A 25,973-nucleotide genomic window follows, 5' to 3' on the forward strand; every position below is an offset into this window, starting at 1 on the left:
CGGCGCCGACCTCCGATCGGGCGTCAGTGCCGCTCGTGCAGCGGGATGTCGATCGTTCCGCTCTCCCCCGCGTGACGCGCCTTCGGAATGCGCGTCCCGAGCACTTGCGAGACGATGTCCTGCGCGATCTTCGGTGCTGTGAGACCGGCGTCGGAGAGGATCTGATCACGCGAGGCATGGTCGATGAACTCGTCCGGCAGCCCCAGCTCGTCCACCGCGGTGTCGATCCCGGCCTCCCGGAGAACCTGGCGCACACGAGTGCCGACGCCACCGACGCGTATGCCGTCTTCGAGCGTGATCACGAGGCGATGATGCGCCGCGAGCTCGACGATCGAGGGCTGCACGGGGATGGCCCAGCGCGGATCGATGACCGTCGCACCGATCCCCTGCGCACGGAGCCGCTCGGCGACGTCGAGAGCGAGTTCGGCGAACGGGCCGATGGCGACGATGAGAACGTCTTCAGACTCACCGCGGGCGAGCACGTCGACACCGTCGCTCAGTCGTTCGATCGCCGGCAGATCGGCGGCGACCTCCCCCTTCGGGAACCGGATGACGGTGGGGGCGTCCTCGACATCGACGGCCTCGCCGAGGGCTTCGGTCAGACGCGCACCGTCGCGAGGCGCGGCAATGCGAATGTGCGGGACGATCTGCAGCATCGCGAGATCCCACATGCCGTGATGGCTGGGACCGTCGGGACCGGTGACGCCGGCGCGATCGAGGACGAAGGTGACCCCGGCACGGTGCAGGGCGACATCCATCAGCACCTGATCGAAAGCGCGCCCCATGAAGGTGGCGTAGAGGGCCACGACGGGGTGCAGGCCCCCGTATGCCAGGCCGGCGGCGGACGCGACGGCGTGCTGCTCGGCGATGCCCACGTCGTAGACCCGATCGGGGAAGCGCTCGGCGAACGGCGCGAGCCCGGTCGGGCGCAGCATCGCAGCCGTCATCGCGATCACGTCGCTGCGCTGCTCGCCGACGGACACCAGAGCGTCGGAGAACACATCCGTCCAGCCTCGCCCGCCGGAGGAGAGCGTCTCGCCGGTCGTCGGATCGATCTTGCCGACGGCGTGGAACTGATCGGCCTCGTCATCCCGAGCCGGCTGGTAGCCCCGCCCCTTCTCGGTGATCGTGTGGACGATGACAGGGGCCCCGTAGGACTTCGCCAGCTCCAACGTCTCCAGGAGCGCAGGCAGGTCGTGTCCGTCCACCGGGCCGAGATACTTGATGTCGAGGTTCGAGTAGAGGGCCTCGTTGTTCGTGAAACGTGAGAGGAAGCCGTGCGTGCCTCCACGGACGCCGCGGAACACCGCACGCCCCACGGGACCGAACGCCCGGAACAGGCGGTCGGAGCGCTGGTGGAGGTCCTTGTAGGCCGCTGCCGTGCGCACGCGGTTGAGGTACCGCGACATGCCGCCGATCGTCGGTGCATACGAGCGCCCGTTGTCGTTGACGACGATGACCAGGTTGCGGTCGTTGTCGTCGGAGATGTTGTTCAACGCCTCCCAGGTCATGCCACCGGTGAGTGCGCCGTCGCCGACGACCGCGACCACGTGACGGTCCGCGCGTCCGGTCGCCGTCAGCGCCCGCGAGATGCCGTCGGCCCAGCTGAGCGAGCTGGAGGCGTGCGAGGACTCCACGACGTCGTGGGGGCTCTCCCCCCGCTGCGGATAGCCGGCGAGGCCGCCTCGGACGCGCAGTGCGGAGAAGTCCTGGCGCCCCGTGAGGAGCTTGTGCACGTAGGACTGATGTCCGGTGTCGAAGATGAAGGGATCGTCCGGGGAGGAGAACACGCGGTGCAGAGCGATCGTCAGCTCGACGACACCGAGGTTGGGCCCCAGATGGCCGCCCGTACGGGACACGTTCTCGACCAGGAACTCACGGATCTCCGCGGCGAGCTCCGCCAGCTGCTCTGTCGAGAGCGCATCCAGATCACGGGGTCCTGAGATGCTCGGAAGAATGGGCATCTGCACCTCCTCACAGGCTCCGTCACAAGCGCCCGACGAGGGTGCGGACGTCTCTAGATCCTACCCCGAGACTCCGGGAAAACCCGGAGGGCGCCGCCCCCTTGACACGAAGGGATGACGCGATGAGGGGGCTCGGATCCGAAGATCCGAGCCCCCTCATCTGTGCGATCAGACCAGCGAACGCAGCACGTACTGCAGGATGCCGCCGTTGCGGTAGTAGTCGGCCTCGCCGGGGGTGTCGATGCGGACGACCGCGTCGAACTCGACCGGCTGCTTACCCTCGGGCGAGTTCTCGCTCGGGATCGCCGTGACCTTGACCGTCTTGGGCGTGACGCCGTTGTTGAGCTCTTCCAGACCCGAGATCGAGACGATCTCGGTGCCGTCGAGGCCCAGCGACTCCCAGCTCTCGCCGGCGGGGAACTGCAGCGGGACGACGCCCATGCCGATCAGGTTCGAGCGGTGGATGCGCTCGAAGCTCTCGGTGATGACCGCCTTGACGCCCAGCAGGCTCGTGCCCTTGGCCGCCCAGTCACGCGACGAGCCGGAGCCGTACTCCTTGCCACCGAAGATGACCAGGGGCGTGCCTTCTGCCTGGTAGTTCATGCTCGCGTCGTAGATGTACGACTGCGGGCCGCCCGGCAGAGTGAAGTCACGCGTGTAGCCGCCCTCGACCACCTGTCCGTCGTTGACGGCCGCGACCATCGCGTTCTTCAGACGGATGTTGGCGAAGGTTCCGCGGATCATGACCTCGTGGTTGCCTCGACGCGAGCCGAAGGAGTTGAAGTCCTTGCGGTCGACGCCGTGCTCCGTGAGGTACTGGGCCGCAGGCGTGCCGGCCTTGATGTTGCCGGCGGGCGAGATGTGGTCAGTGGTCACCGAGTCGCCGAGGGTCGCCATGACGCGTGCACCCTCGATGTCCTTCACCGGGGTGAGCTCCATCGTCATGCCCTCGAAGTACGGCGCCTTGCGCACGTAGGTCGACTTCTCGTCCCACTGGAAGATGTCGTCGTCCGGAGTGGGCAGGCTGCGCCAGCGCTCGTCACCGTCGAAGACCGTCGCGTACTGCTTGATGAACTGCTCACGCGAGATCGAGGAGTCGACGAGCTCCTGCACCTCTGCCGGTGTCGGCCAGATGTCCTTGAGGAAGACGTCTTCCCCATCGGTGCCCTTGCCGAGCGCGTCGTTCTCGAAGTCGAAGTGCATCGACCCGGCCAGCGCGTACGCGATGACCAGCGGCGGGCTGGCGAGGTAGTTCATCTTCACGTCGGGGCTGATGCGCCCCTCGAAGTTGCGGTTGCCCGAGAGGACGGCCGTGACGGCGAGGTCGTGCGAGTTGATCGCCTCGGACACCTCTTCGATCAGCGGACCCGAGTTGCCGATGCAGATCGTGCAGCCGTAGCCGACGGTGTAGAACCCGAGGCCCTCGAGGTCCTTGTCGAGTCCGGACTTCTCGTAGTAGTCGGTGACGACCTTCGAGCCGGGGCCGAGCGTGGTCTTGACCCACGGCTTCTGCTTCAGGCCCTTCGCGAGCGCCTTGCGTGCGACGAGACCGGCGGCGATCATCACCGACGGGTTCGACGTGTTGGTGCACGAGGTGATGGCCGCGAGCGTGACGGCACCGTTGTCGAGGATGTACTTCTCCCCCGACGGCGTCGTGACCGGCACGGGCTTCGAGGCGTTCGCCGGGGCACCGCTGTTGATGTGCACCGGACGCGTGGTCGGCTCCTCGTCGCCGGGGGCCTGACCGGGGTCGGACGCCGGGAACGAGTGCTTCGACTCGAGGTCGACGATCGAGTCCGACGTGGACGGCGAGGCGTAGCTCAGGATGTCCTGCTCGAACTGCGACTTCGCCTCGGAGAGGAGGATGCGGTCCTGCGGGCGCTTCGGGCCGGCGATCGACGGCACGACGGTGCCGAGATCGAGCTCGAGGTACTCGCTGAAGGTGGGCTCGTGCGCGGCGTCGTGCCAGAGCTTCTGCTCCTTGGCGTACGCCTCGACCAGCGCGACGGCCTCTTCGCTGCGGCCGGTGAGGCGCAGGTACTCGAGGGTGACGTCGTCGATCGGGAAGATCGCGGCGGTGGAGCCGAACTCCGGGGACATGTTGCCGATGGTCGCGCGGTTGGCGAGCGGCACCGAGGCGACGCCCTCACCGTAGAACTCGACGAACTTGCCGACCACACCGTGCTTGCGCAGCAGGTCGGTGATCGTGAGCACGACGTCGGTCGCGGTGACCCCGGCGGGGATCTCGCCGGAGAGCTTGAAGCCGACGACGCGCGGGATGAGCATCGACACGGGCTGGCCGAGCATGGCCGCCTCGGCCTCGATGCCGCCTACGCCCCAGCCCAGCACACCGAGGCCGTTGACCATGGTGGTGTGCGAGTCGGTGCCGACACAGGTGTCGGGGTATGCGCGGAGCACGCCGTCGACGTTGCGGTCGTAGATGACCTTGGCCAGGTGCTCGATGTTCACCTGGTGGACGATGCCGGTCCCGGGCGGGACGACCTTGAAGTCGCTGAACGCCGTCTGACCCCAGCGCAGGAACTGGTAGCGCTCGCCGTTGCGCTCGTACTCGATCTCGACGTTGCGCTCGAGCGCGTTCTCCGAGCCGAACAGGTCGGCGATCACGGAGTGGTCGATGACCATCTCAGCGGGCGAGAGCGGGTTGATCTTGTTCGCGTCACCGCCGAGCGCCGTCACGGCCTCGCGCATGGTGGCGAGGTCGACGATGCAGGGCACACCGGTGAAGTCCTGCATGACCACACGGGCCGGCGTGAACTGGATCTCGGTGTTCGGCTCGGCCGCGGCATCCCACGAACCCAGCGCCTCGATCTGCGCCTTCGTCACATTCGCGCCGTCCTCGGTGCGAAGCAGGTTCTCGAGGAGAACCTTGAGACTGAAGGGGAGCTTCTCGAAACCGGGCACCGTGTCGATGCGGAAGATCTCGTAGTCGGTGCTGCCGACTGTCAGGGTGCTCTTGGCACCGAAGCTGTTCACCGTGGACACGGATCCGTCTCCTTCTATTCGGATGGGAGCGACAGGCGCCTCCATCTTGCTCGCCAGCGAGCCCCTGCGGCTAGCAAGGCGGCCCTAACCAGTCTGCTCCGCGCAGCTCACCGGCGAAAGCCTGCGATTTATCTTGATGTCAAGATAAATCTATCACGCCTCCGGAGCATCCTCGCTCGCGGGCTCGCGCGGGTGGAGAGCGCGAACGACGAGCCAGGTGACGGCGATCAGCGGCGCGAAGAGGGGCAGGCCCATGATGAGCTTGAGAGTGCCGAGCGCTGTGACATCTCCGGCGAGATAGAGCGGCAGCTGCACGGCCAGACGCGCGAAGAACAGCGCGGCCCAGGCGATCCCGAGCCAGAAGTAGGCACGACGCTTGCGGCGATCATTGCGCCAGGTGGTGCCCTCCCCCATCAGGAATCCGACCGCGAGGCCGATCAGCGACCACCCGATCAGAGCGGAGACCAGGATCACCGATCCGTAGACCGCGTTCGTGATGAGTCCGGGGACGAAGTTGTCAGCGCCGCGACCGGTCCACAGCGCCAGCGCCGCAGCCGCACCCGCGGCGACGAGACCGCCGAGGGCTGCCGAGGGCGGTGACTTCTGAGCGAGCCGGATGATCGTGAAGACCGCCGCGAGACCGACCGAGATCCCGAGCGAGAGGATCAGCGGCTCCGGGCGGATCGTGAAGATGATCACGAACGCGAGGCTGGGCAGCACCGACTCGAGGATGCCGCGCCACCCGCCCATCGCGGACCAGACCACTTTGTGCGTGCTCGAGCTCTCGGCGGGGTCGAGGCCGGCGCGACGCGCGGCACCTCCGAGAGCCTGCCCGAGAATCTCGGAGGTGCTCTTGTCTCTTTCGGGTCCGGGCTCGGGGGCGCTCACGCGGAACCCGGGGTCGCCGGCATCTTGAGCGGGATCAGGTCGCGCGGAGGCATGGGGGATCCGCCACGGACGACCACGATCGAACGGAAGAGGTCTTCGACCTTCGCGGCCGCATCCGGGTCGGAGGCGCCGGCGCCACCGATCACACCGCGGAGGAACCAGCGAGGACCGTCGATGCCGATGAAGCGCGCGAGGCGCAGCCCGGATCCCTCCGCCGCCGTGGCGGGCACCTCGGCGAGGAGCTCCTTGCCCAGCGGGCCTTCCCTCTCCTCCACTCGGCCGCCCTGCGCCTTGACCTGGTCGCGCAGCTGCACGCGCGTCTCGTCCCACAGCCCACCGGTGCGCGGGGCCGCGAACGGCTGCACCTGCAGCGAGGAGTCCGCGTAGTCGAGACCGACCGCCACGATGCGCTTCGACTGCTCCTCGACCTCGAGACGGAGGTTGAGGCCCTCCCGCGGAAGGATCTTGATCCCGCCGAGGTCGATGTACGGGCGGACGGGGTTCGCCTCGGAGTCATCGAAGGGACCGTCGGTGGCACGATTCAGCGGTGCCGACTTCGAAGGGGTCTCGTTGTTGTCAGTCATTGGCCTGTCCTGCTTCGTTCTGGTGGGTCGCTGCCTGATAGCCGGTGGATCCGAATCCTCCGGCACCGCGGACGCTGTCCGGCAGCTCGTCGACCGGGATGAACGTGGCGCGCGTGACGGGCATGATGATCAGCTGCGCGATACGATCGCCGACGGCGACATCGTACGCGCTCCGGGTATCGGTGTTGATCAGGCTCACCTTGATCTCGCCGCGATAGCCCGCGTCGACAGTTCCGGGCGAGTTCACGATCGAGATCCCGTGCTTCGCCGCCAGCCCGCTGCGCGGAACCACGAACGCTGCGTACCCCTCGGGGAGGGCGATACGCACGCCCGTCGGCACGAGTGCGCGCTCCCCCGGCTCGAGGTGCACGGCTTCCGCCGCGATCAGATCGGCACCGGCATCGCCCGGATGCGCGTACCCGGGCACCACTGCAGCGATAATGGGGATATCAACGGAATCGGTCACCCCATGAGGCTAATGCAGAACCCCGCCACAGACACACGCCCCCGCTACCGCGAAAGGCTCTCGCCGAGCCTCTGGCTGCTCGTGACCGTCGCGGTCGCCGGCCCGATGGTGTCGCTCGTCTTCGTGCCGATCGGCTCGACCGTCGCGCTCGTGCTCGGCGCGGCCGTGTCGGCTCTGCTGGTGCTGGGCTTCATCGCCGCCGCCCCGGTCGTCTCCCTCGTCGGCTCCGTCTTGCACGCAGGCCGCGCACACATCGACACCGAGCATCTCGGCGACCCCGTGGCTCTGACGGGCGAAGAGGCTCGCCAGGCCCGCGGTCCGGGGCTGCCGGCACGTGGGTGGCACCTGATCCGCGGCGGCATCGACGGCATCGTCGTCGTTCCGAACCTCGACCAGGACGACCCGGTCGACGCCTGGACGATCTCGACCCGCACACCCGACCGCCTGGCCGCGGCGATCCGCGCTTCGCGCGACTGAGACGCTTCCCACAGACGACAGCGCGCCCCTGACCGGAGTGGTCGGGGGCGCGTGATACGTCGCTCGGAGGACTGCTTACGCAGCGCACTCCTTGCAGATGGGCCCGGATGCGCCCTCGTGGTCGAGCTGTGAGCGGTGCTTCACGAGGAAGCAGCTCATGCACGTGAACTCGTCCTGCTGCGCGGGCAGCACGACGACGTCGAGCTCGAGGTCGGAGAGGTCGGCACCCGGAAGGTCGAAGCTCGACGGGTTGTCGGAGTCTTCGTCCCCGCTTGAGCCGGAGAGCTTGTCCGGCACACGCTCCTTCAGGGCTTCGATCGACTCGGAGTCGTCTTCGCTCTTTCGGGGGGCGTCGTAATCGGTTGCCATGCGGTAGATCTCCACTTTCATGGTGCGAGTGGGTGGTGCGCCGTCGGGTATTCGGCGGCCATAGTTTGCACGACCAAACGACATAACGCAAATGCTCGTCCGTGCGACGGAGGAAACTCACGGCACGCCCAGGGTATTCCCGGGCCTGACGCCCCGCACGTGACACCATGAACGGACACCCATCAGAGGGGCATTCGCATGGAAAACGTCACCATCGTCGGCACAGAAGCAGGAGTCCTCGTACTCGCGACCGAGTCGGGCGAGCGGTTCGCGCTGCCCATCGACGACATGCTGCAGCGCGAGATCCGTCGCGCCACGCGTCAGAGCGAGCCGACGGCCCAGAAGCTCGCCGCGAGCCCGCGCGACATCCAGGCGCAGATCCGTGCCGGCCTCACGGCCGCCGAGGTCGCAGAACTGCTCGGCATCGGCGTCGACGACGTCGCACGGTTCGAAGGCCCGGTCCTCGCCGAGCGCGAGCATGTGATCGGGCAGGCGCTCGCCGTTCCCGTGCTCATCGGCAGCGAGGTCGAACCCGATGCGCAGCCGACCTTCGGCGTCGCCGTGCGGGCCAAACTCGCCGAGATCGAGGCCACGTCCGAGCGTTGGGCGAGCTGGAAGGATGAGTCCGGCTGGATCATCAAGCTCGAGTTCACGGCCAACGACGTCGATCACGATGCGCGCTGGAGTTTCGACCCTCGCCGCAGCGCTCTCTCGCCGCTCAACGCCGACGCCACGCAGCTGTCGCGGCAGGGTTCGCTTCCTGAGGGCCTCATCCCCCGCCTGCGGGCCGTGGACGCCGACCGGATCACCTCGCCGTACAAGGACGAGAGCCGCTTCGACTCCGGCGCCTTCGGGCCACGCCTGCTGCCGGCGCCCGATGCGGAGATCGAGGACCCGTCGTTCCCTGAGCGCTCCGACGCCGCCGCGCAGGACGCGGCGATCAAGCGCGCGCCCGCAGCGCAGACGACGAGTCCGGAGACCGCCGATCTCCTGGAGGCACTTCGTCGACGACGCGGCCAGCGGGAGACGGCGCCGCTGCTCGACGATGTCGAGGACGCAGAGCGCCCCGAGCCGAGCCCGATCTCCCTGTTCGAGGCTCTGGAGCAGCCGGATGACGAGCCGGAGCCGCAGCAGCCTGCACCGCGTCCGTCAGGTTCGGACTCCGGTGATTCCAACGGCCGACGACGCCGCCGGAACGCGATGCCCTCCTGGGACGAGATCGTCTTCGGCGCCCGCACCGACGAGTGAGACCCGTCTGATCGCGGCTTCCGCGATCGGCGTCAGCGCGAGAACGCGCCGAGCCTGATCACCGGCACCTGCCGCTCCTCGGGTGTGAGCGCTCCGTGCTGACCGACCATCCCTCGTCCGCGCTGGTCGGCAGCCGTGCCGTCGTACACGGCCCAGGTTCCGCGGGCGATCGCGAGCACATCGCCGATCCGCGACGAGGCCGCCTCGGTGACCGTCGGTCCGAAGAGCCCCGCGTGCACAGCTTCGTCACGGGTCACGACGTCGGCTACGCCTTCGAGGTCGGCGCGCCATCGTGCGGTCACCGCGGCGGCGTCCGCCTCGGGCTCCAGGTAGGCGTGCAGCATGCGCGGCTCTCCCCCGACGTGACGAATCCCCTCGAGATGCGTCTCCTCCAGAACCACCTGTCGATTCGGCGCCACGTCGACCATCCCGTGATCCGATGTGACCACCACGCCGACGCCGGGGGGCACGCGTGTCGACAGGGCGGCGTCGACGTCCTCCAATGCAGCGACCCATTCCGCTGAGGCGATGCCGTGCTTGTGCCCGGCCTTGTCGACCTCGGGAAGATAGCAGTAGACGAGAGAGCCCGGATGAGTCTGCGCGAGCTCGTACGCCGCTTCGATGCGAGCGCGCGCTGTGGTCGCCGCGACGAACTCGGCCCCGCGGAGCGTTGCCTTGGTGAAACCGCTGTGGGCGTACCCGGCGAATCCGACGGCGAAACTCGCATGACCGCCGCCGGCCGCTCGCTCGAAGATCGTGGGCGCCGCTTGCCACGTGAGGGGATCGATCCCGTCGGTCTCCCAGCCGCTGAGCTGGTTCACGAGCACATCGCGGCTCGGATCGAGCACGCGATAGCCCACGAGACCGTGCTCCCCCGGCCACACGCCCGTGACGATGCTGGTGAGCGCCGCCGCCGTGGTGGAGGGGAACACCGACTGCGCGACGTCCTTCTTCGCCATCCCCGATGTCAGAGCCCGTGCGTGCCCGGCATGCCCGCGCAGACTGATCGCGCCGAGGCCGTCGATCACGACGAGGACCACCGAATCCGCGCGCGGCAGCACCTCGGACTCGCCGCGCAGAGCGGCGAACAGGTCGTCCGCCACCCCGACGACACTCCGGGAACTTGGCGGCGCGGACGGTAGCATGAAGGACATCCGAGCCAGTCTGACACAGGCTCCCGTATGCCCTCAGGAAGTCCATGCCGAAAACCCCGCCGCCCGAGCCTGTCGAGGAGCGCATCCAGGACATCGACCTCTCCACCGAGATGCAGGGCTCGTTCCTCGAGTACGCATATTCGGTGATCTACTCGCGCGCTCTGCCCGACGCGCGCGATGGTCTGAAGCCCGTGCAACGCCGCATCCTCTACCAGATGGCGGAGATGGGCCTGCGCCCCGACCGCGGGCACGTCAAGAGCGCGCGCGTCGTCGGCGAGGTGATGGGAAAGCTGCACCCCCACGGCGACTCCGCGATCTACGACGCCCTGGTGCGCCTCGCTCAAGAGTGGGCCCTGCGCGTTCCCCTGGTCGACGGGCACGGAAACTTCGGATCCCTCGACGACGGGCCCGCCGCGGCCCGCTACACCGAGGCACGGCTCGCCGCCGCTGCCCTGGCGCTCACCGAGAACCTCGACGAGGATGTCGTCGACTTCATCCCGAACTACGACGGTCAGTTCCAGCAGCCCGCCGTGCTGCCCGCGGCCTTCCCCAATCTCCTGGTCAACGGTGCGAGCGGTATCGCCGTGGGTATGGCCACCAACATGGCGCCGCACAACCTCATCGAGGTGGTCGCGGCGGCCACGCACCTGCTCGAGCACCCGGATGCGACCACCGAGGAGTTGATGGAGTTCGTTCCCGGTCCCGACTTCCCCTCTGGCGGAATCCTGATGGGACTCGACGGCGTCAAAGACGCCTACACGAACGGACGCGGGGCTCTGAAGGTCCGGGGCAAGACGTCGATCGAGCCTCTCGGTCCCCGGCGCACCGGCATCATCGTGTCGGAGCTGCCGTACATGGTCGGTCCGGAACGACTGCTCGAGAAGATCCGCGACGCGGTGCAGGCGAAGAAGCTGCAGGGCATCAGCGACGTCACCGACCTCACCGACCGCAATCACGGGCTGCGCGTCGCGATCGGCATCAAGACCGGCTTCGACCCGAACGCGGTGCTCGAACAGCTCTACCGCCTGACCCCGTTGGAAGACTCCTTCAGCATCAACAACGTCGCCCTGGTCGAGGGCCAGCCGCGCACGCTCGGCCTCAAGGAGATGCTGAGCGTCTACGTCGGCCACCGCCTCGAGGTCATCACCCGTCGCAGCCGCTACCGCCTGAAGCGTCGCGAGGAGCGTCTGCACCTCGTGGAGGGTCTGCTCATCGCGATCCTCGACATCGATGAGGTCATCCAGGTCATCCGCTCGTCCGACGACTCGGAGCAGGCCCGTGCGCGACTGCGATCGGTCTTCGACCTGAGCGAGCTCCAGGCGGAGTACATCCTCGAGCTGCGTCTGCGCCGCCTGACGAAGTTCTCCCGGATCGAGCTCGAGACCGAACGCGATGCGTTGCTGGCCGAGATCGCTGCTCTCCGCGAACTCCTCGGCAGCCCCGTGCTGCTGCGCGCCGCTGTGGCCAAGGAACTCGACGCCGCAGCCGAGGCGTACGGCACCCCCCGGCGCACGCTGCTGATGAACGCCGCTCCTCCCAAGCCCCGCGCCACCAAGGGCGCGGTCGACCTGCAGATCGCCGACGCACCGACCGTGCTGGTGCTCTCCACCACAGGTCGCACGGTCCGCGTCGACCTCGGCGAAGGCCAGGAGCTCTCCGTCCCCGCCAGGCGCAGCAAGCACGACGCGATCCTGACGACGGTCGAGACCACGGTCAGAGCCGAACTCGGAGCACTCACAAGCCTCGGCCGCGTCGTGCGCTTCTCCCCCGTCGACCTCCCGTCCGTGCCCGCCACCTCCGTGCAGCTCGCCGCCGGCACCCCGCTGCGCGACTACCTCGGCATCACGACCAAGGGTGAACGCGTGGTCGGGTTCGTGCGTTTCGACAGTGAGACGCCGATCGCACTCGGCACGGCGCAGGGCACGGTCAAGCGCATCGTTCCCTCGAGCCTGCCTGTGCGTCCCGACCTCGAGGTCATCGGCATGAAGCCGGGAGACACGGTCGTGGGAGCGGCTGAGGCCCCGGACGACGCCGAGCTGGTGTTCGTGACGACCGACGCCCAGCTGCTGCACTTCCCGGCGTCGGCGGTGCGCCCGCAGGGAGCACCGGCCGGCGGAATGGCGGGAGTCAAGCTCGGCTCGGGGGCATCCGTGCTCTTCTTCGGTGTGGTCGATCCGTCTGCGGATGCCGTCGTCGCCACGGTGTCGGGTGGAGAGAGCATCCTCCCCGGTACCGACCCCGGCCGGGCCAAGGTGTCGTCGTTCGCGGAGTACCCCGCCAAGGGCCGCGCGACCGGTGGCGTCCGCGCGCATTCCTTCTTGAAGGGCGAGGACCGGTTGACGGTCGCCTGGGTGGGTCCGAACCCTCCGCAGGCGGTCGATCCGACCGGTGCCGTGCGCAAGCTCCCCGAAGCGGGAGCACGCCGCGACGCCTCTGGTCAGCCCATCGACGGCGTCATCGGCAGCATCGGCCGCACACTCGTCTGAGCGATCCGGAGGCTGCGGGTCACCGCCGGCCTCCGGATCTCCTCACGCGTCGATCGACTCGCGCGACAGCCGGTCGGAAGAGTCGATGATGAACTCGCGACGCGGAGCGACCTCGTTGCCCATCAGGAGCTCGAACACGCGCCCCGCGGCCTCCGCATCCTCCATGCGCACACGACGCAGAAGACGACCGGAGCGGTCCATGGTGGTGTTCGCCAGCTGCTCGGCGTCCATCTCGCCGAGACCCTTGTAGCGCTGGATCGGCTCGTGCCAGCGCTTGCCCGCCTTGCGAAGCTTCGCCAGCAGCGTGTGCATCTCCTGCTCGCTGTAGGTGTAGATCGTCTCGTTCGGCTTCGATCCGGGGTTCATCACGATGATTCGATGCAACGGCGGTACGGCGGCGAACACGCGGCCGTGCTCGATCAGCGGTCGCATGTAGCGGAAGAACAGGGTGAGCAGCAGGGTGCGGATGTGGGCACCGTCGACGTCGGCATCGCTCATCAGGATGATCTTGCCGTAGCGCGCCGCGTCGATGTCGAAGGTCCGCCCTGAGCCGGCCCCGATGACCTGGATGATCGATGCGCACTCGGTGTTCGAGAGCATGTCGCCCACGGAGGCCTTCTGCACGTTGAGGATCTTCCCTCGAATCGGCAGCAGGGCCTGGAACTCGCTGTTGCGCGCATTCTTGGCGGTGCCGAGCGCTGAGTCGCCCTCGACGATGAAGAGCTCGCTGCGCTCGACCTCGTTGGTGCGGCAGTCGACGAGCTTCGTCGGAAGAGTCGACGACTCCAGTGCGTTCTTCCGACGCTGGGTCTCCTTGTGCGCACGCGCCGAGACGCGTGCCTTCATCTCGGAGACGACCTTGTCCAGCAGCTGGGACGCCTGGTTCTTGTCGTCGCGCTTGGTGGAGCTGAAGCGCTGTGCCAGGTCCTTGCGGATCACCTGAGCCACGATCTGCCGGACCGCAGGGGTGCCGAGGATCTCCTTGGTCTGCCCCTCGAACTGCGGTTCGGGCACGTTGACCGTGAGCACGGCCGTCAATCCGGCGAGGACGTCGTCCTTCTCGAGCTTGTCGTTGCCGACCTTGAGACGGCGGGCGTTCTGCTCGACCTGTGCGCGGAGCACCTTGAGGAGCTCCTGCTCGAAGCCCTGCTGATGGGTTCCGCCCTTGGGCGTCGCGATGATGTTGACGAAGGAGCGCACCTTGGTGTCGTAACCCGTGCCCCACCGGAGTGCGATGTCGACGGCGCACACACGCTCCACCTCGGTGGCGATCATGTGTCCGTCGGCCTGCAGGACCGGAACCGTCTCCTTGAACGTTCCCTCGCCCTGGATGCGCCAGTTGTCGGTGATCGGCGGGTCGACGGCGAGGTAGTCGACGAACTCCGAGATACCGCCTTCATAGAGGTAGGAGGTCACAGTCCCGGGGGAATCCGCGTCCTCGGAACCGAGCTCCGGGGCGTCCGGACGATTCGTGCGCTTGTCGGCGACCTCGATCTCGAGCCCCGGCACCAGGAAGGCGGTCTGACGGGCGCGGGTCTCCAGCTCGGACAGCTGGAAGGCCGCATCCTTGGTGAAGATCTGCCGATCGGCCCAGTAGCGCACCCGGGTGCCGGTCACGCCGCGGGGCGCCTTGCCGATCACCCGCAGTTCGCTCTTCTCCTGGAACGGTGTGAAAGGAGCGTCCGGGCGCTTCTCCCCCGAGTCCGCGAAGATGCCGGGCTCGCCGCGATGGAACGACATCGCATAGGTCTTGCCTCCGCGGTCGACCTCGACGTCGAGGCGCTCGGAGAGCGCGTTCACCACGGAAGCGCCCACGCCGTGCAGACCACCGGATGCCGCGTAGGATCCCCCACCGAACTTGCCGCCGGCGTGCAGCTTCGTGTAGACCACCTCGACACCGGTCAACCCGGTGCGCGGTTCCACATCGACCGGGATGCCGCGCCCACGGTCGTGCACCTCGACGCTGCCGTCGGCATGCAGGATGATGTCGATCTTCGTGCCGTTGCCGGCGACCGCCTCGTCGACGGAGTTGTCGATGATCTCCCAGAGGCAGTGCATGAGCCCGGGCGAGCCGTTGGACCCGATGTACATCCCTGGGCGCTTGCGGACGGCCTCGAGGCCTTCAAGCACCTGGAGATGATGGGCGGAGTACTCGGCATTCACAATCTCCGAGTCTAATCTCGTGAGCTCCCCGGACTCCGCAGACACTCCCCGCGGGAGGCTACTCGGCGGGGGTCGCGTACGCGCTGAGCGAAACACGCCGCAAACCGGGCATGCGTACAGGTGGAGCGTGGTTGTATTGACCAAATCCCCCAGCGAAGCCGACACCCGAGGAGGCACCGAGATGAACGCAACGACCGAACGTGACACCTCCACCGTCGAGTTCCGCCTGACAGCCATGGATCGTTGTGATTCCTGCGGCGCTCAGGCGTACATCGCCGCTGAGGTCAACGGGTCCGAGCTCCTGTTCTGCGCCCACCATGGTCGCAAGTACGAAGAGAAGCTCCGCAGCATCGCCACCAGCTGGCACGACGAGACGGCCCGCCTCGTCGAGACGGTCTGATCGCATCCTGACTCCTCTCGGCTGACCGTGGTCAGCCGAGGCAGATCAGTCGGCGACGACTCTGCGCACGCGCGGCGTGAGCCGGGTGAGGATCTCTTCTCCCACGGTGTCGATGCGCTCGGCGAGAGTCGTCGCCGACGTCTCTCCGCGCTCGCCAGCGCCGAACACGACGACCTCGTCACCGACCCGCGCTCCCGGCCACCCCTCGACGACCGATGAGGTGTGTCCCACCGACACGAGCGTCCGTGCTCCGCCGGAGGTTCCGACGCGGCTTCCGGAGAGTGTGGAGGGGAGGCCGTCGAAGCTGCCGATCCCGATCGATACCCGATCCCCGTGGAGGTCGACGACCGTCGCGACGAGGCTCGCGGCCGGGCGGATGCCGTCGAGTTCCGGTCCCTCCGCTGATCGGATGCCGTAGCAGAACGCTCCGATGCGTGAGACCGTTCCCCGCAGCTCGGGACGCCACCACGAAGCCGCCGAGGCGGTCAGGTGAAGCGCCGCGGGGCTCGCGCCCGACTCCCGGACGACGCGGACCGCGTCGAGGAACGCCTCGTGGGCGATGTCGTCGTCGGCGTCACTCGCCTCCGCGATATGGCTCCACACGCCAGCGAACTCCAGGAGCCCCGCCTGCTCGGCTCCGCGCGCTTCCGCCACAGCCACCGCCCAGTCCTCCGGGAGGATGCCGTTGCGGTGCAGACCCGTGTCGATCTTGAGGTGCACGCGTGCAGATCGTCCGAGCGCCTCAGCGCGCGCGATGATCCGCCGCAGATAGTCGATCGTGCCGACGCCGAGATCGATCCTCTGCATCAGCGCATGGTCGATCTCTTCATCCGTCGATGTGACCCAGGCGAAGATCCTGGCGTCGCCGCCGGCGATCCTGCGTACGGAGAGACCGGTGCGGATGTCGTAGCTTCCGAACCACTCGATTCCCGCGTGCACCGCGGCATCCACCGCCCAGGAGAGACCGTGACCGTACGCATCGTCCTTGAGCACGAGCATCAACGTCGACGGGTCGACACGGGCGCGCACCGCATCGATGTTCGCTCGGAAGACGCTGCTGCTCAGACGCAGTTCGGGGCGGCTCATGCCTCCCACCCCCGCACGGCATGAGCGCCGGCGACGGTGATGAGCTCGGCCGCACTCATCCGGGTGACGGCGGCCCACCGCGAGATCCCTGACGACGCCGGTCCCTCGCCGCCGAAGTAGGTGACTTCCGTGCCTGCCGCGACGTCGGCGCCCTGGAGGTCGACGACGCAGACGTCCATGGCGACGCGCCCGACGATGGGCCTGCTCACACCATCGATCTCCACCTCGGCGTGATTGCCGAGCGCGCGCACGATGCCCTGTGCGTAGCCGCCGGTCACGAGCGCCACCACGGTGTCCCGGGACGCACGGTAGGTGTAGCCGTAGGAGACGGCGTCTCCCGGCCGAAGGCGCTTGGTCGACAGGACTCGGCCGGTCAACCGCATGACCGGTCGTGTCGCGAGCTCTCGGTCCGAATCGGGGATGCCGTAGAGGAGAGACGCGTCGATATCGGGCTCTCCGGTCGTGACACCGTGGATTCCCTCGAGCTGCAGCGCCTCGACCTCGCCCTGGGCATCGACGAGCACATGTTCGGCACCGGCCGCGGTCACGACCTGGGCGACGGCGAGGACGCCGTGACCCCACGCGTCGCGGCGCAGATCGGCCACGCGACCACCGGCTGCCACCGCCGCCGACGCTCCTGCCGCCAAGGCGGAGCGGGAGATCATCGCACGCGGCAGGGAGCTGGAAGTCGTGTCACACACGTGTTCCAGCCTAGCTTCCGGCTCCCAGGTCGGCCTCCCCGGCCCCCGTAGACTGGTGGGGACCCCGACCCTGGAGCCTCATGTCTCGTCTTTCCCTCACGCCCCGCATCCGCTATCTGATGGGACGTGCCCGCCGCATCGACGTCGGATCGGTGGTGGAACGCGCCAAAGAGGCCTCCGAGCAGCACCACAAGGCGGTCCCCGCGATCGTCGTCGACATGCTCTGGTCGGCCGCGCGCCACAACGTCGGGTTCCAGGACTACATCGACTACGACTTCGCGATGCTGACGAAGGCCGAGCGCGCGACGTACATGACGCATCCGGTCTCGAACCAGCTCTCCCAGCGGTACGACCACCCGGACTATCGCTGGATCTTCCAGGACAAGGTCGAGTTCGACAAGCAGTTCTCCGACCATCTGCACCGCGAGTGGATGGTCGTCGAGGAGGGCAACGCCGACGCTGTTCGCGAGCTCACCCAGCGCCTCGGAACGATCGTCACGAAGGAGCCGGTGGGCCAGGCGGGCACCGGAGTGCACCGCTATCACGCCGCCGACATCGACGACTGGGACGAGTTCCACCGTGGGCTGCTGGCCCGCGGCGAACTCCTGATCGAGGAAGTCATCCGTCAGCACGACGCCCTCGCAGCCGTGTGCCCCGGCACGGTGAACACCACCCGGATCACGGCGTTCTTCGACGGCGAGAAGGCCCATATCCTCGCGATGGCCCAGAAGTTCGGGCGTGGTGCCGTGAGCGACCAGATGACGTTCGGCGGCTTCTACACGATGCTCGATGAGAACGGTCATGCCGTCGGCGCAGGGTACGACTCGCACGGCCACGTGCACGAGACGCATCCGGACTCAGGCTTCCGCATCGCCGACTTCCAGCTTCCCTACATGGACGAGGTACGCGCGTTCATCGACGAGGTCGCCCGCGTCGTGCCGCAGGTGCAGTACGTCGGCTGGGACATCGTGGTCTCCCCGGACGGGCCCGTGCTCGTCGAGGGCAACTGGGGTGCCGGCGTGTACGAGAACAAGCCCAGCGTCACCGGCATCCGCACGGGCCACAAGCCTCGCTACCGCGAGGTCATCGGCTTCTGAGATCCACGAAGAAGGCCCCGGATGCTGAGCATCCGGGGCCTTCTTCGTGGATCTGAGCGGATCAGACCGCGCGGACGATACCGAGCGGCGTCGACTCCAGGCCCTGTCCGAGCGGGTTGTCGCCGAGGATCTTGACGAGGCGACGCTCTGCGTCCTTGTCGAGCGTCGAACCGAGGATGTTGCCGCCGAGATCGTTGATGTCGACCACCGCCACCTCCGCCTGACCGCCGATCAGCGCCTTCACGCGTGCGGCCACGCCGTCGGGATCCTTGGGTCCGAGCACGACGGCCTCGTTGTAGGGAGGGATGGTGTGCTTGGTCGGACCGTCGATCGCGCGTGCCTTGTCTCCGGCGATGCGGTAGAAGTCACCACGACGGCCGAAAGCCTTGGTCACCGCCGCCACGGCGGACGCGAACAGGATACGCGGGGTGCCGCACTCCCGCAGCGCCATCTCCATCGTCTCGGGCATGCCGAGTCCGATGCCGTACGGCGTGCGGGTGACGTACTTAGAGAGGAAGAGCGCGAGCTTGCGCGGCTTGATCTCATCGAGACGGTATGACCGCCCCTGGGTGATCGCCACGATCTTCTCGGTCACGAACAGCAGGTCGCCCGGCTGCACGGCGTCCTTGGCGTACTCCGTGATGATCGCATCGAGGTCGTCCTCGGGCATGACCACGCGGGTGCGCAGCGGGATGCGTGCGTAGCTCTTGCCGTCGACGCTGGTCTCGAGCGCCTTGCCGTCGTTCGCCTGACTCATTCGAGGTAGTCCCGCAGGGACTGCGAGCGGCTCGGGTGACGCAGCTTCGCCATCGTCTTGGACTCGATCTGGCGGATGCGCTCACGCGTCACACCGAACGTGTCGCCGATCTGGTCGAGCGTCTTCGGCTGACCGTCGCCCAGGCCGAAGCGCATGCGGATGACACCCGCCTCACGCTCGGACAGCGAGTCGAGCAGCTGCTCCAGCTGACGCTGCAGCATGGTGAAGCCCACGGCGTCGGCGGGGACCACGGCCTCGGTGTCCTCGATGAGATCACCGAACTCGCTGTCGCCGTCTTCACCCAGCGGAGTGTGCAGCGAGATCGGCTCACGGCCGTACTTCTGCACCTCGACGACCTTCTCGGGCGTCATGTCGAGCTCACGGCTGAGCTCTTCCGGAGTGGGTTCGCGGCCGAGGTCCTGCAGCATCTGACGCTGCACTCGCGCGAGCTTGTTGATGACCTCGACCATGTGCACCGGGATGCGGATGGTACGGGCCTGGTCGGCCATGGCGCGGGTGATCGCCTGACGGATCCACCAGGTGGCGTAGGTCGAGAACTTGAAGCCCTTGGTGTAGTCGAACTTCTCGACAGCGCGGATCAGACCGAGGTTGCCCTCCTGGATCAGATCCAGGAACTGCATGCCCCGGCCGGTGTAGCGCTTGGCGAGCGAGACGACGAGTCGCAGGTTCGCGCCCAGCAGGTGGCTCTTGGCACGCTGACCGTCGCGGGCGACCCACTGCAGGTCGAGACCGAGCTGGCTCGTCTTCTCGGCCGCGGTCATCGCCGACAGCTTCTCCTCGGCGAACAGACCCGCCTCGATGCGCATCGCGAGCTCGACCTCTTCGGCCGCGTTCAGGAGCGCGACCTTTCCGATCTGCTTCAGGTAGTCCTTGACAGGGTCGGCCGTCGCACCGGTGATCTGCGTCGAGTAGACGGGGACGTCTTCGTCGTCGTTCGACGAGATGACGATCGCGCCGGTCGGCAGCGGCTCGGTGAACTTCGGCTTGGCGTCCTCGTCCTCGTCATCCTCTACAGCGGCAGCTGCGGGAGCCTCGTCTTCTTCGACGACGTCCTCGGACTTCTTCTTCTTGACGGGGGCGCGCTTCGCTGCCGCACGCTTCGCCGCGCTCAGGGGCGCGGGCTTCTCGGGCGCATCGGCCTCGACCGGAGCGTCGGCGGTCGTCTCTTCGGCAGCCTTCTTCGTCCGGGTGTTCTTCGTCGTGGCAGGAGTCACGTTTCGCCTTTCACGGAGCTGCTGTGTAGCCCCGGGACATTTCGGACACTAGTAAGACCCTTGTCAAGTCCAGCGCTCGAAAACACTGATTGACAACGGGTCAGAGTCCTAGTATCGCACACGTGTGGCGATGCGGACGCATTCCGACGAAGTTCTCGCGGATCCGCCTCAACCGCGACCGGGCTTGTCCTCGTCGCCGGACGGGCGCGAGGCCAGGTAGCGCTCCAGCTCCGCGGCCAGCTCATCGGCACTGGGAAGGTCGCGCTCGCTGAAACCGCCCTCGTCGTAGGAGTCGTCGTCGGGGTTTCGTCCCGCCATGTACGCGTCGTAGCGGCGCTCGAGATTGTGGACCATCTGCTGCAGTTCGTCGTTCCCGGCGACCTGCTCGTCGACCCGCGTCAGATAGTCCTCGCGGCGCTCCTGGACGGCATCCAGCATGAGCACGAGTCCGGTCGACGCCATCAGCCGCTCCGCCGCCGCGATGACCGCGTCGGGATTCTCGGTCTCGGCGAGGTAGTGGGGAACCAACAGAACGAAGCCGACGGCTCGATCGCCGCGCTCGACGAAGCGGAATTCGAGCAGGTGCCCCGCTGTCGCCGGGACCTGCGTGCGCGGACGCCACACGGAGTGCGCCACGGTGAGCTCTCGGCGATTGCCGCTGACCGTCGTGCCGATCGGGCGCGTGTGGGGTACCGGCATCGCGATCGAATGCACCCAGTGCAGGCCCGAGACCTCGAACTCCGCCGCCAGCGCGAGAACCGTTTTCGCGAAGAGGTTCCACGCGAAGTCGGGCTCGTATCCGGCGAGGAGCAGGAACGGACGACCGAGTGCATCGGTCGCCAGCGACAGCTCGAGTCGTGGTGGCGTGAACTCCGTGAGATGGTCCTGGTCGAACGAGATCACTGGACGACGCGCACGGTAGTCCAGCAGCGCGTCGTTCTCGAACACCACGACCGGCTGTGGCGATGCGGTCTCGCGCAAGTGGTCGATCAGACCGGAGACCGCGCTGCCCGCATCCGTGAAACCGGTGAGAAGCAGCACCAACGGCAGGCCATGCGGCACTGCGGGCGCATTCGCGACGCGTTCGTGGATCTCACCGGAGAAGGGCATGTCTCCATGCTACGAGCAGGTCCGGATGCCGGGGCGCGGAGCGTCATGCTGAGAGCGAACACGCGCACGGACGGCGCGCGACCATGCCGCGGCGAAGATCCTAGGATGGAGGTATGACGCTTCCCGTGCTCTCGCACACCACCGCTCAGTTCCCCGGAAGCGCTGCAGATGCCGCAGTGCTCGTCGTCGCCGCTCTCCCCGATTCGGCGGATTCCCTGGCCGGTTACCCCGGCCTCGCCGACACGTTGGCCGGCATCGGATTCACCGGCTCCGCCGGATCCTTCGCCCGCGTGTACGCCCCTGATGTGACGTCTCTGCCGTTCGCCGTCGTCGGCGCCGGCGCCAAGCCCGACGCCGCAGCGGTGCGCAACGCGGCCGGTACGGCGCTGCGCACGCTCACCGGCTTCGAGCACGTCGCGCTGGCCCTTGCCGAAGGCCTCGAGCCCTTCGCCGCGGCAGCGGCCGAGGGAGCGGTGCTCGGCGGGCACAAGTTCGACGGATACCGCACGGAGAAGGGCAAGGCGCGCGCCACTGCGGTCACCCTGCACGCCGAACTCGACGACGAAGACGCAGAGTACGCCCAGGTCATCGGCGACGCGGTCGCCCTGATCAAGGACCTCGTGAACGTTCCCGCCGAGTGGCAGAGCCCCGCACAGCTCGCGCAGAGCGCGGCCGACAGTGTCGCCGACCTCGACGTCACCGTCGAGATCCTCGACGAGAAGGCCCTCGCCGAGCAGGGCTTCGGCGGCATCCTGGGCGTGGGGCAGGGCTCGGATCGTCCCCCGCGTCTCGTGCGCCTCGACTACTCCCCCGCCGACGCTTCGCGACACATCGCCCTTGTCGGCAAGGGCATCACGTTCGACACCGGCGGCCTGTCGCTCAAGCCCGCTGCGTCCATGGTCGGCATGAAGTTCGACATGGCGGGTGCCGCGACGTCGCTCGCCGCGATCCGTGCGATCGCTTCGCTCGGCCTCCCGGTCCACGTGACGGCGTGGCTCTGCATCACCGACAACATGCCGTCGGGCAGGGCGCTGCGCCCCGGCGACGTCATCCGCATCCTCGACGGCACCACGGTCGAGGTCCAGAACACCGATGCCGAGGGTCGACTCGTGCTCGCAGACGGCCTCGTGGCCGCGAGTCGCGAGAACCCGGACGTCATCATCGACGTGGCCACTCTCACGGGCGCCATCGTCGCCGCACTGGGCCACCGGCACACCGGCGTCTTCGGCGACGTCGAGACCGTGTCCTCGTTCATCTCCGCGACCGCTCAGGTCGACGAGCCCGCATGGCACATGCCGCTGCCGGAGTACATGGAGGAGTCGCTCGAATCCCCCATCGCCGACCTGCAGAACGCGAACATGGGCGACCGGATGGGCGGCGCCTCCTACGCCGGCCTGTTCCTGCGCCGCTTCGTCGGTCGTACGTCGGATGCCGACGACGCTCCGCGCATCCCTTGGGTGCACCTCGACATCGCGGGATCCGGCGAACACGCCGGCGCCCCGTACGGCTTCACTGAGAAGGGCCCCACCGGAGCGATGGTCCGATCGATCGTCGCCTTCGCCGCAGCATCCCACACGGAGGCATGACATATGACAACCCACACCTTCGACATCGTCGTCCTGGGCGGCGGCAGCGGCGGTTATGCCGCGGCACTGCGGGCGAGTGAGCTCGGCAAGTCCGTCGCGCTGATCGAGAAGGACAAGGTCGGAGGGACCTGCCTGCACCGCGGGTGCATCCCGACCAAGGCGCTGCTGCATGCCGCAGAGGTCGCCGACCATGTGCGCGATGCCGCGTCCGTGGGCGTGACCGCAGTGCTGCAGGGCATCGACACCGCCGGGGTCCGCGCCTACCGCGAAGGGATCGTCGCCAAGAAGTTCAAGGGCCTCGAGGGACTCGTCAAGGCCCGCGGGATCACCACGGTCTCCGGACTCGGCCGCCTGAACGCGGATCGCAGCGTCAGCGTCGGCGACGACGTCTACGTGGGGACGGATGTGGTGCTCGCCACCGGCTCGTACAGCCGCTCCCTCCCCGGCCTCGAGATCGGCGGCCGAATCCTCACCAGCGAGCAGGCTCTCGCTCTGGACGTCGTGCCCGACCACGTGCTCATCCTCGGAGGGGGTGTGATCGGTGTCGAGTTCGCGAGCGTCTGGCGCTCCTTCGGATCCGAGGTCACCATCATCGAGGCGCTCCCGCACCTCGTCCCGAACGAGGACATCGCCCTCAGCAAGGGACTGGAGCGCGCATTCCGTCGTCGCGGCATCAAGTACTCCCTCGGCACCCGCTTCCAGAGCGTCGTGCAGGACGAGTCATCCGTCACGCTGACGCTCGAAGACGGCACGCAGTTCACCGCCGACTACCTCCTCGTCGCCGTCGGTCGCGGTCCCGTCACGGCCGATCTCGGTTTCGAAGAGGCAGGTGTGACCCTCGATCGTGGATTCGTGATCGTCGACGAAGATCTGCGCACCGGTGTACCGGGGCTCTGGGCGGTCGGCGACATCGTGCCCGGCCTCCAACTCGCGCACCGTGGATTCCAGCAGGGCATCGCGGTCGCCGAACGGATCGCCGGACTCTCGCCTGCCAACATCCCGGATGCGCAGATCCCCAAGGTCACGTATTCGAGCCCCGAGGTCGCCTCGGTCGGTGTGACCGAGGCCGCCGCCGCCGCCGAGCACGGCGCGGACGCGATCGTCGCCTACGAGTACAACCTCGCCGGCAACGGCAAGAGCGAGATCATCGGAACCGGTGGTCTCGTGAAGGTCGTCCGTCTCAAGGACGGGCCCGTCATCGGTGTGCACCTGCTCGGCGATCGTGTCGGCGAGCTCATCACCGAGGGGCAGCTCGCCGTCGCCTGGGAGGCGCACCCGGAGGACATCGCTCCTCTGATCCACGCGCACCCTACCCAGAGCGAGGCGCTCGGCGAGGCCTTCCTGGCTCTGGCCGGCAAGCCCCTGCACGCCCTCTGAGCACCAACCGGTGCCCGAGTCACTAAGCTAGACAAGCGTCATACAACTTCCTGAAGGAGACTCAGTCATGAGCACATCCGTCGTCCTCCCCGCTCTCGGCGAGAGCGTCACAGAGGGTACGGTCACCCGCTGGCTCAAGCAGGTGGGAGACACCGTGCAGGCGGACGAGGGCCTGCTCGAGATCTCGACCGACAAGGTCGACACCGAGATCCCCTCCCCCGTCAGCGGCGTGATCGAGGAGATCCTCGTGGCCGAGGACGAGACCGTCGAGGTCGGCGCTCTCCTCGCGCGCATCGGTGATGGCAGCGCTGCGGCCCCGGCTGCAGATGCCCCCGCCGCCGCGGCCCCCGCCGCAGCAGAGGCACCGGCCCCCGCCGCTGCCGAAGCACCGGCACCCGCTGCCGAAGCACCGGCCGCAGAGGCTGCACCCGCGGCACCCGCCGGCGATGCGACCGACATCGTTCTTCCCGAGCTGGGTGAGAGCGTCACCGAGGGCACCGTCACCCGCTGGCTCAAGCAGGTGGGTGACAGCATCGCCGTCGACGAGGCTCTTCTGGAGATCTCCACCGACAAGGTCGACACCGAGATCCCCTCGCCGGTCGCCGGCGTGCTGCAGGAGATCGTCGCCGGCGAAGACGAGACCGTCGCTGTCGGCGCCGTGCTGGCACGTGTCGGCTCTGGTGCCGCACCCGCCGCCGAAGCGCCTGCGGCTCCGGCACCTGCTGCTGCCCCGGCGCCCGCTGCTGCTCCTGCACCCGTTGCTGCTCCTGCACCCGTTGCAGCCCCGGCACCTGCCGCTGCCCCGGCACCCGCTGCCGCTCCGGCACCTGCTGCTGCAGCCCCGGCACCCGCCGCTGCTCCGGCACCTGCTGCTGCAGCCCCGGCACCCGCCGCGACGAAGCTCGCACTCCCGACAGAAAACGACAACCTCTACGTGACCCCGCTCGTGCGCCGTCTGGCGTCGCAGCAGGGCGTGGACCTGGCTTCGGTCACCGGCACCGGTGTGGGTGGTCGTATCCGCAAGGAAGACGTGCTGAAGGCCGCGGAGACCGCGACGGCGGCACCTGCTGCTGCAGCGCCGGCTCCCGCTCCGCTCGAGGTCTCGCCCCTGCGCGGCACGACGCAGCCGATGTCGCGTCTGCGCAAGGTGCTCGCCAAGCGTGCTGTCGAGTCGATGCAGCAGACGGCTCAGCTGACCACGGTCGTCGAGGTCGATGTCACGGCCCTCGCCGACTACCGCGACAGCGTGAAGGCGTCGTTCCTGGAGAAGACGGGCGACAAGCTCTCCTTCCTGCCGTTCTTCGCTCTCGCCACGGCTGAGGCGCTGCAGGCGTTCCCGATCGTCAACGCGACCGTCGACGGCGAGAACATCGTCTACCCCGCCAGCGAGAACGTGTCGATCGCCGTCGACACCGAGCGTGGTCTGCTCACGCCGGTGCTGCGCGACGCCGCTTCGAAGAACATCGCGCAGATCGCACACGAGATCGCCGATCTCGCCGCGCGTACTCGCGACAACAAGCTGAAGCCCGATGAGCTTGCCGGCGGCACGTTCACGCTGACCAACACCGGTTCGCGTGGCGCCCTGTTCGACACTCCTGTCGTGTTCCTGCCCCAGTCGGCGATCCTGGGTACCGGCACGGTCGTCAAGCGTCCGGGTCTCGTCAAGGTCGGGGGTGCTGATGCGATCGCCGTCCGGTCGTACGTGTACCTCGCGCTCTCCTACGACCACCGGATCATCGACGGCGCCGACGCAGCCCGATTCCTGGGCGCGGTGAAGGCCCGCCTCGAGTCGGCACAGTTCGCCGCTCAGCTCGGCGCCTGA

General features: G+C 67.9%; 21 protein-coding genes. 8 read left to right on the top strand and 13 right to left on the bottom strand.

Annotated elements, in window-relative coordinates; translation table 11 throughout:
* Positions 1 to 23 precede the first annotated feature (23 nt).
* The 5 genes from dxs to dut form a co-directional block, all read right to left on the bottom strand.
* Complete coding sequence (gene dxs / locus F6W70_RS08845) at positions 24 to 1,964, bottom strand: 1-deoxy-D-xylulose-5-phosphate synthase (RefSeq protein WP_055867924.1); 1,941 nt, start codon at positions 1,962 to 1,964, stop codon at positions 24 to 26.
* 168 nt (positions 1,965 to 2,132) lie between these two features.
* A complete protein-coding gene (locus F6W70_RS08850) occupies positions 2,133 to 4,967 on the bottom strand; it encodes an aconitate hydratase (protein ID WP_151486413.1) in 2,835 nt (944 codons plus the stop codon).
* 153 nt (positions 4,968 to 5,120) lie between these two features.
* Entirely contained in the window at positions 5,121 to 5,855 is a 735-nt protein-coding gene (locus tag F6W70_RS08855) for a DUF3159 domain-containing protein (protein ID WP_055867918.1), read from the bottom strand.
* Positions 5,852 to 6,439: a DUF3710 domain-containing protein gene (locus F6W70_RS08860; protein ID WP_017830490.1), complete on the bottom strand. Its 588-nt coding sequence runs from the start codon at positions 6,437 to 6,439 to the stop codon at positions 5,852 to 5,854. The genes F6W70_RS08855 and F6W70_RS08860 overlap by 4 nt, the downstream gene beginning before the upstream one ends.
* Positions 6,432 to 6,905 (bottom strand): dUTP diphosphatase, encoded by a 474-nt coding sequence (dut, locus tag F6W70_RS08865; protein ID WP_051056601.1) that lies wholly within the window; start codon positions 6,903 to 6,905, stop codon positions 6,432 to 6,434. Before dut ends, F6W70_RS08860 begins: the two co-directional genes overlap by 8 nt.
* Before the next feature lie 12 nt (positions 6,906 to 6,917).
* Here dut and F6W70_RS08870 point away from each other — a divergent pair, with 12 nt between their 5' ends.
* Positions 6,918 to 7,382: a DUF3093 domain-containing protein gene (locus F6W70_RS08870; RefSeq protein WP_151486414.1), complete on the top strand. Its 465-nt coding sequence runs from the start codon at positions 6,918 to 6,920 to the stop codon at positions 7,380 to 7,382.
* Positions 7,383 to 7,457: 75 nt separating this feature from the next.
* On the opposite strand, the gene F6W70_RS08875 is transcribed toward F6W70_RS08870, so the two are convergent.
* On the bottom strand, positions 7,458 to 7,751 hold the full coding sequence (locus F6W70_RS08875; RefSeq protein ID WP_029259298.1) for a DUF4193 domain-containing protein: 294 nt from the start codon (positions 7,749 to 7,751) through the stop codon (positions 7,458 to 7,460).
* Positions 7,752 to 7,949: 198 nt separating this feature from the next.
* Between F6W70_RS08875 and sepH the strand changes: the two genes are divergently transcribed.
* Positions 7,950 to 8,999, top strand: a complete 1,050-nt coding sequence (gene sepH, locus F6W70_RS08880) for a septation protein SepH (protein WP_055867916.1) — start codon at positions 7,950 to 7,952, stop codon at positions 8,997 to 8,999.
* A gap of 32 nt (positions 9,000 to 9,031) precedes the next feature.
* Here the strand turns inward: sepH and F6W70_RS08885 are convergent, their stop codons facing one another.
* Positions 9,032 to 10,102 carry an alkaline phosphatase family protein gene (locus F6W70_RS08885; protein ID WP_151486415.1) on the bottom strand — a complete coding sequence of 357 codons (1,071 nt, stop codon included), beginning with the start codon at positions 10,100 to 10,102 and terminating at the stop codon, positions 9,032 to 9,034.
* A 95-nt stretch (positions 10,103 to 10,197) separates the two neighbouring features.
* Here F6W70_RS08885 and F6W70_RS08890 point away from each other — a divergent pair, with 95 nt between their 5' ends.
* Complete coding sequence (locus F6W70_RS08890; RefSeq protein ID WP_055867905.1) at positions 10,198 to 12,639, top strand: DNA gyrase/topoisomerase IV subunit A; 2,442 nt, start codon at positions 10,198 to 10,200, stop codon at positions 12,637 to 12,639.
* A 42-nt stretch (positions 12,640 to 12,681) separates the two neighbouring features.
* On the opposite strand, the gene F6W70_RS08895 is transcribed toward F6W70_RS08890, so the two are convergent.
* A complete protein-coding gene (locus F6W70_RS08895; RefSeq protein WP_371861300.1) occupies positions 12,682 to 14,802 on the bottom strand; it encodes a DNA gyrase/topoisomerase IV subunit B in 2,121 nt (706 codons plus the stop codon).
* A 181-nt stretch (positions 14,803 to 14,983) separates the two neighbouring features.
* Between F6W70_RS08895 and F6W70_RS08900 the strand changes: the two genes are divergently transcribed.
* A complete protein-coding gene (locus F6W70_RS08900) occupies positions 14,984 to 15,202 on the top strand; it encodes a DUF7455 domain-containing protein (protein WP_021200689.1) in 219 nt (72 codons plus the stop codon).
* Between the two features lie 45 nt (positions 15,203 to 15,247).
* On the opposite strand, the gene F6W70_RS08905 is transcribed toward F6W70_RS08900, so the two are convergent.
* On the bottom strand, positions 15,248 to 16,288 hold the full coding sequence (locus F6W70_RS08905; RefSeq protein ID WP_151486416.1) for an alanine racemase: 1,041 nt from the start codon (positions 16,286 to 16,288) through the stop codon (positions 15,248 to 15,250).
* On the bottom strand, positions 16,285 to 16,989 hold the full coding sequence (locus tag F6W70_RS08910; RefSeq protein ID WP_235562501.1) for an alanine racemase: 705 nt from the start codon (positions 16,987 to 16,989) through the stop codon (positions 16,285 to 16,287). Before F6W70_RS08910 ends, F6W70_RS08905 begins: the two co-directional genes overlap by 4 nt.
* Positions 16,990 to 17,069: 80 nt before the next feature.
* Here F6W70_RS08910 and F6W70_RS08915 point away from each other — a divergent pair, with 80 nt between their 5' ends.
* The gene (locus F6W70_RS08915) at positions 17,070 to 18,086 is read left to right on the top strand and encodes a sugar-transfer associated ATP-grasp domain-containing protein (protein ID WP_151486417.1); all 1,017 of its coding nucleotides are present in this window, start codon (positions 17,070 to 17,072) and stop codon (positions 18,084 to 18,086) included.
* Between the two features lie 61 nt (positions 18,087 to 18,147).
* Here F6W70_RS08915 and F6W70_RS08920 read toward each other — a convergent pair whose 3' ends face one another.
* The 3 genes from F6W70_RS08920 to F6W70_RS08930 all read right to left on the bottom strand — a co-directional run bounded on the left by F6W70_RS08920 (position 18,148) and on the right by F6W70_RS08930 (position 21,188).
* Complete coding sequence (locus F6W70_RS08920) at positions 18,148 to 18,843, bottom strand: coenzyme F420-0:L-glutamate ligase (RefSeq protein WP_017830478.1); 696 nt, start codon at positions 18,841 to 18,843, stop codon at positions 18,148 to 18,150.
* Entirely contained in the window at positions 18,840 to 20,078 is a 1,239-nt protein-coding gene (locus F6W70_RS08925) for an RNA polymerase sigma factor (protein WP_017830477.1), read from the bottom strand. The genes F6W70_RS08920 and F6W70_RS08925 overlap by 4 nt, the downstream gene beginning before the upstream one ends.
* A gap of 168 nt (positions 20,079 to 20,246) precedes the next feature.
* The gene (locus F6W70_RS08930) at positions 20,247 to 21,188 is read right to left on the bottom strand and encodes a proteasome assembly chaperone family protein (RefSeq protein ID WP_055867890.1); all 942 of its coding nucleotides are present in this window, start codon (positions 21,186 to 21,188) and stop codon (positions 20,247 to 20,249) included.
* 113 nt (positions 21,189 to 21,301) lie between these two features.
* Here F6W70_RS08930 and F6W70_RS08935 point away from each other — a divergent pair, with 113 nt between their 5' ends.
* The 3 genes from F6W70_RS08935 (at position 21,302) to sucB (ending at position 25,973) form a co-directional block, all read left to right on the top strand.
* Positions 21,302 to 22,774 carry a leucyl aminopeptidase gene (locus F6W70_RS08935; protein WP_055867888.1) on the top strand — a complete coding sequence of 491 codons (1,473 nt, stop codon included), beginning with the start codon at positions 21,302 to 21,304 and terminating at the stop codon, positions 22,772 to 22,774.
* A 3-nt stretch (positions 22,775 to 22,777) separates the two neighbouring features.
* Positions 22,778 to 24,151, top strand: coding sequence for a dihydrolipoyl dehydrogenase (lpdA, locus tag F6W70_RS08940; protein ID WP_151486418.1), 1,374 nt, complete (start codon positions 22,778 to 22,780; stop codon positions 24,149 to 24,151).
* Between the two features lie 67 nt (positions 24,152 to 24,218).
* The gene (sucB, locus tag F6W70_RS08945; protein WP_151486419.1) at positions 24,219 to 25,973 is read left to right on the top strand and encodes a 2-oxoglutarate dehydrogenase, E2 component, dihydrolipoamide succinyltransferase; all 1,755 of its coding nucleotides are present in this window, start codon (positions 24,219 to 24,221) and stop codon (positions 25,971 to 25,973) included.

It is taken from the genome of Microbacterium maritypicum (genome assembly GCF_008868125.1).
GTDB lineage: Bacteria > Actinomycetota > Actinomycetes > Actinomycetales > Microbacteriaceae > Microbacterium > Microbacterium maritypicum.

What these genes read in the sequence shown, in the direction of transcription:
- dxs (WP_055867924.1), bottom strand. Translation starts at nt 1,964, where the DNA reads ATGCCCATTCTTCCGAGCATCTCAGGACCCCGTGATCTGGATGCGCTC.
- F6W70_RS08860 (WP_017830490.1), bottom strand. Translation starts at nt 6,439, where the DNA reads ATGACTGACAACAACGAGACCCCTTCGAAGTCGGCACCGCTGAATCGT.
- F6W70_RS08870 (WP_151486414.1), top strand. Translation starts at nt 6,918, where the DNA reads ATGCAGAACCCCGCCACAGACACACGCCCCCGCTACCGCGAAAGGCTC.
- F6W70_RS08875 (WP_029259298.1), bottom strand. Translation starts at nt 7,751, where the DNA reads ATGGCAACCGATTACGACGCCCCCCGAAAGAGCGAAGACGACTCCGAG.
- sepH (WP_055867916.1), top strand. Translation starts at nt 7,950, where the DNA reads ATGGAAAACGTCACCATCGTCGGCACAGAAGCAGGAGTCCTCGTACTC.
- F6W70_RS08890 (WP_055867905.1), top strand. Translation starts at nt 10,198, where the DNA reads ATGCCGAAAACCCCGCCGCCCGAGCCTGTCGAGGAGCGCATCCAGGAC.
- F6W70_RS08900 (WP_021200689.1), top strand. Translation starts at nt 14,984, where the DNA reads ATGAACGCAACGACCGAACGTGACACCTCCACCGTCGAGTTCCGCCTG.
- F6W70_RS08905 (WP_151486416.1), bottom strand. Translation starts at nt 16,288, where the DNA reads ATGAGCCGCCCCGAACTGCGTCTGAGCAGCAGCGTCTTCCGAGCGAAC.
- F6W70_RS08915 (WP_151486417.1), top strand. Translation starts at nt 17,070, where the DNA reads ATGTCTCGTCTTTCCCTCACGCCCCGCATCCGCTATCTGATGGGACGT.
- F6W70_RS08920 (WP_017830478.1), bottom strand. Translation starts at nt 18,843, where the DNA reads ATGAGTCAGGCGAACGACGGCAAGGCGCTCGAGACCAGCGTCGACGGC.
- F6W70_RS08930 (WP_055867890.1), bottom strand. Translation starts at nt 21,188, where the DNA reads ATGCCCTTCTCCGGTGAGATCCACGAACGCGTCGCGAATGCGCCCGCA.
- F6W70_RS08935 (WP_055867888.1), top strand. Translation starts at nt 21,302, where the DNA reads ATGACGCTTCCCGTGCTCTCGCACACCACCGCTCAGTTCCCCGGAAGC.
- lpdA (WP_151486418.1), top strand. Translation starts at nt 22,778, where the DNA reads ATGACAACCCACACCTTCGACATCGTCGTCCTGGGCGGCGGCAGCGGC.
- sucB (WP_151486419.1), top strand. Translation starts at nt 24,219, where the DNA reads ATGAGCACATCCGTCGTCCTCCCCGCTCTCGGCGAGAGCGTCACAGAG.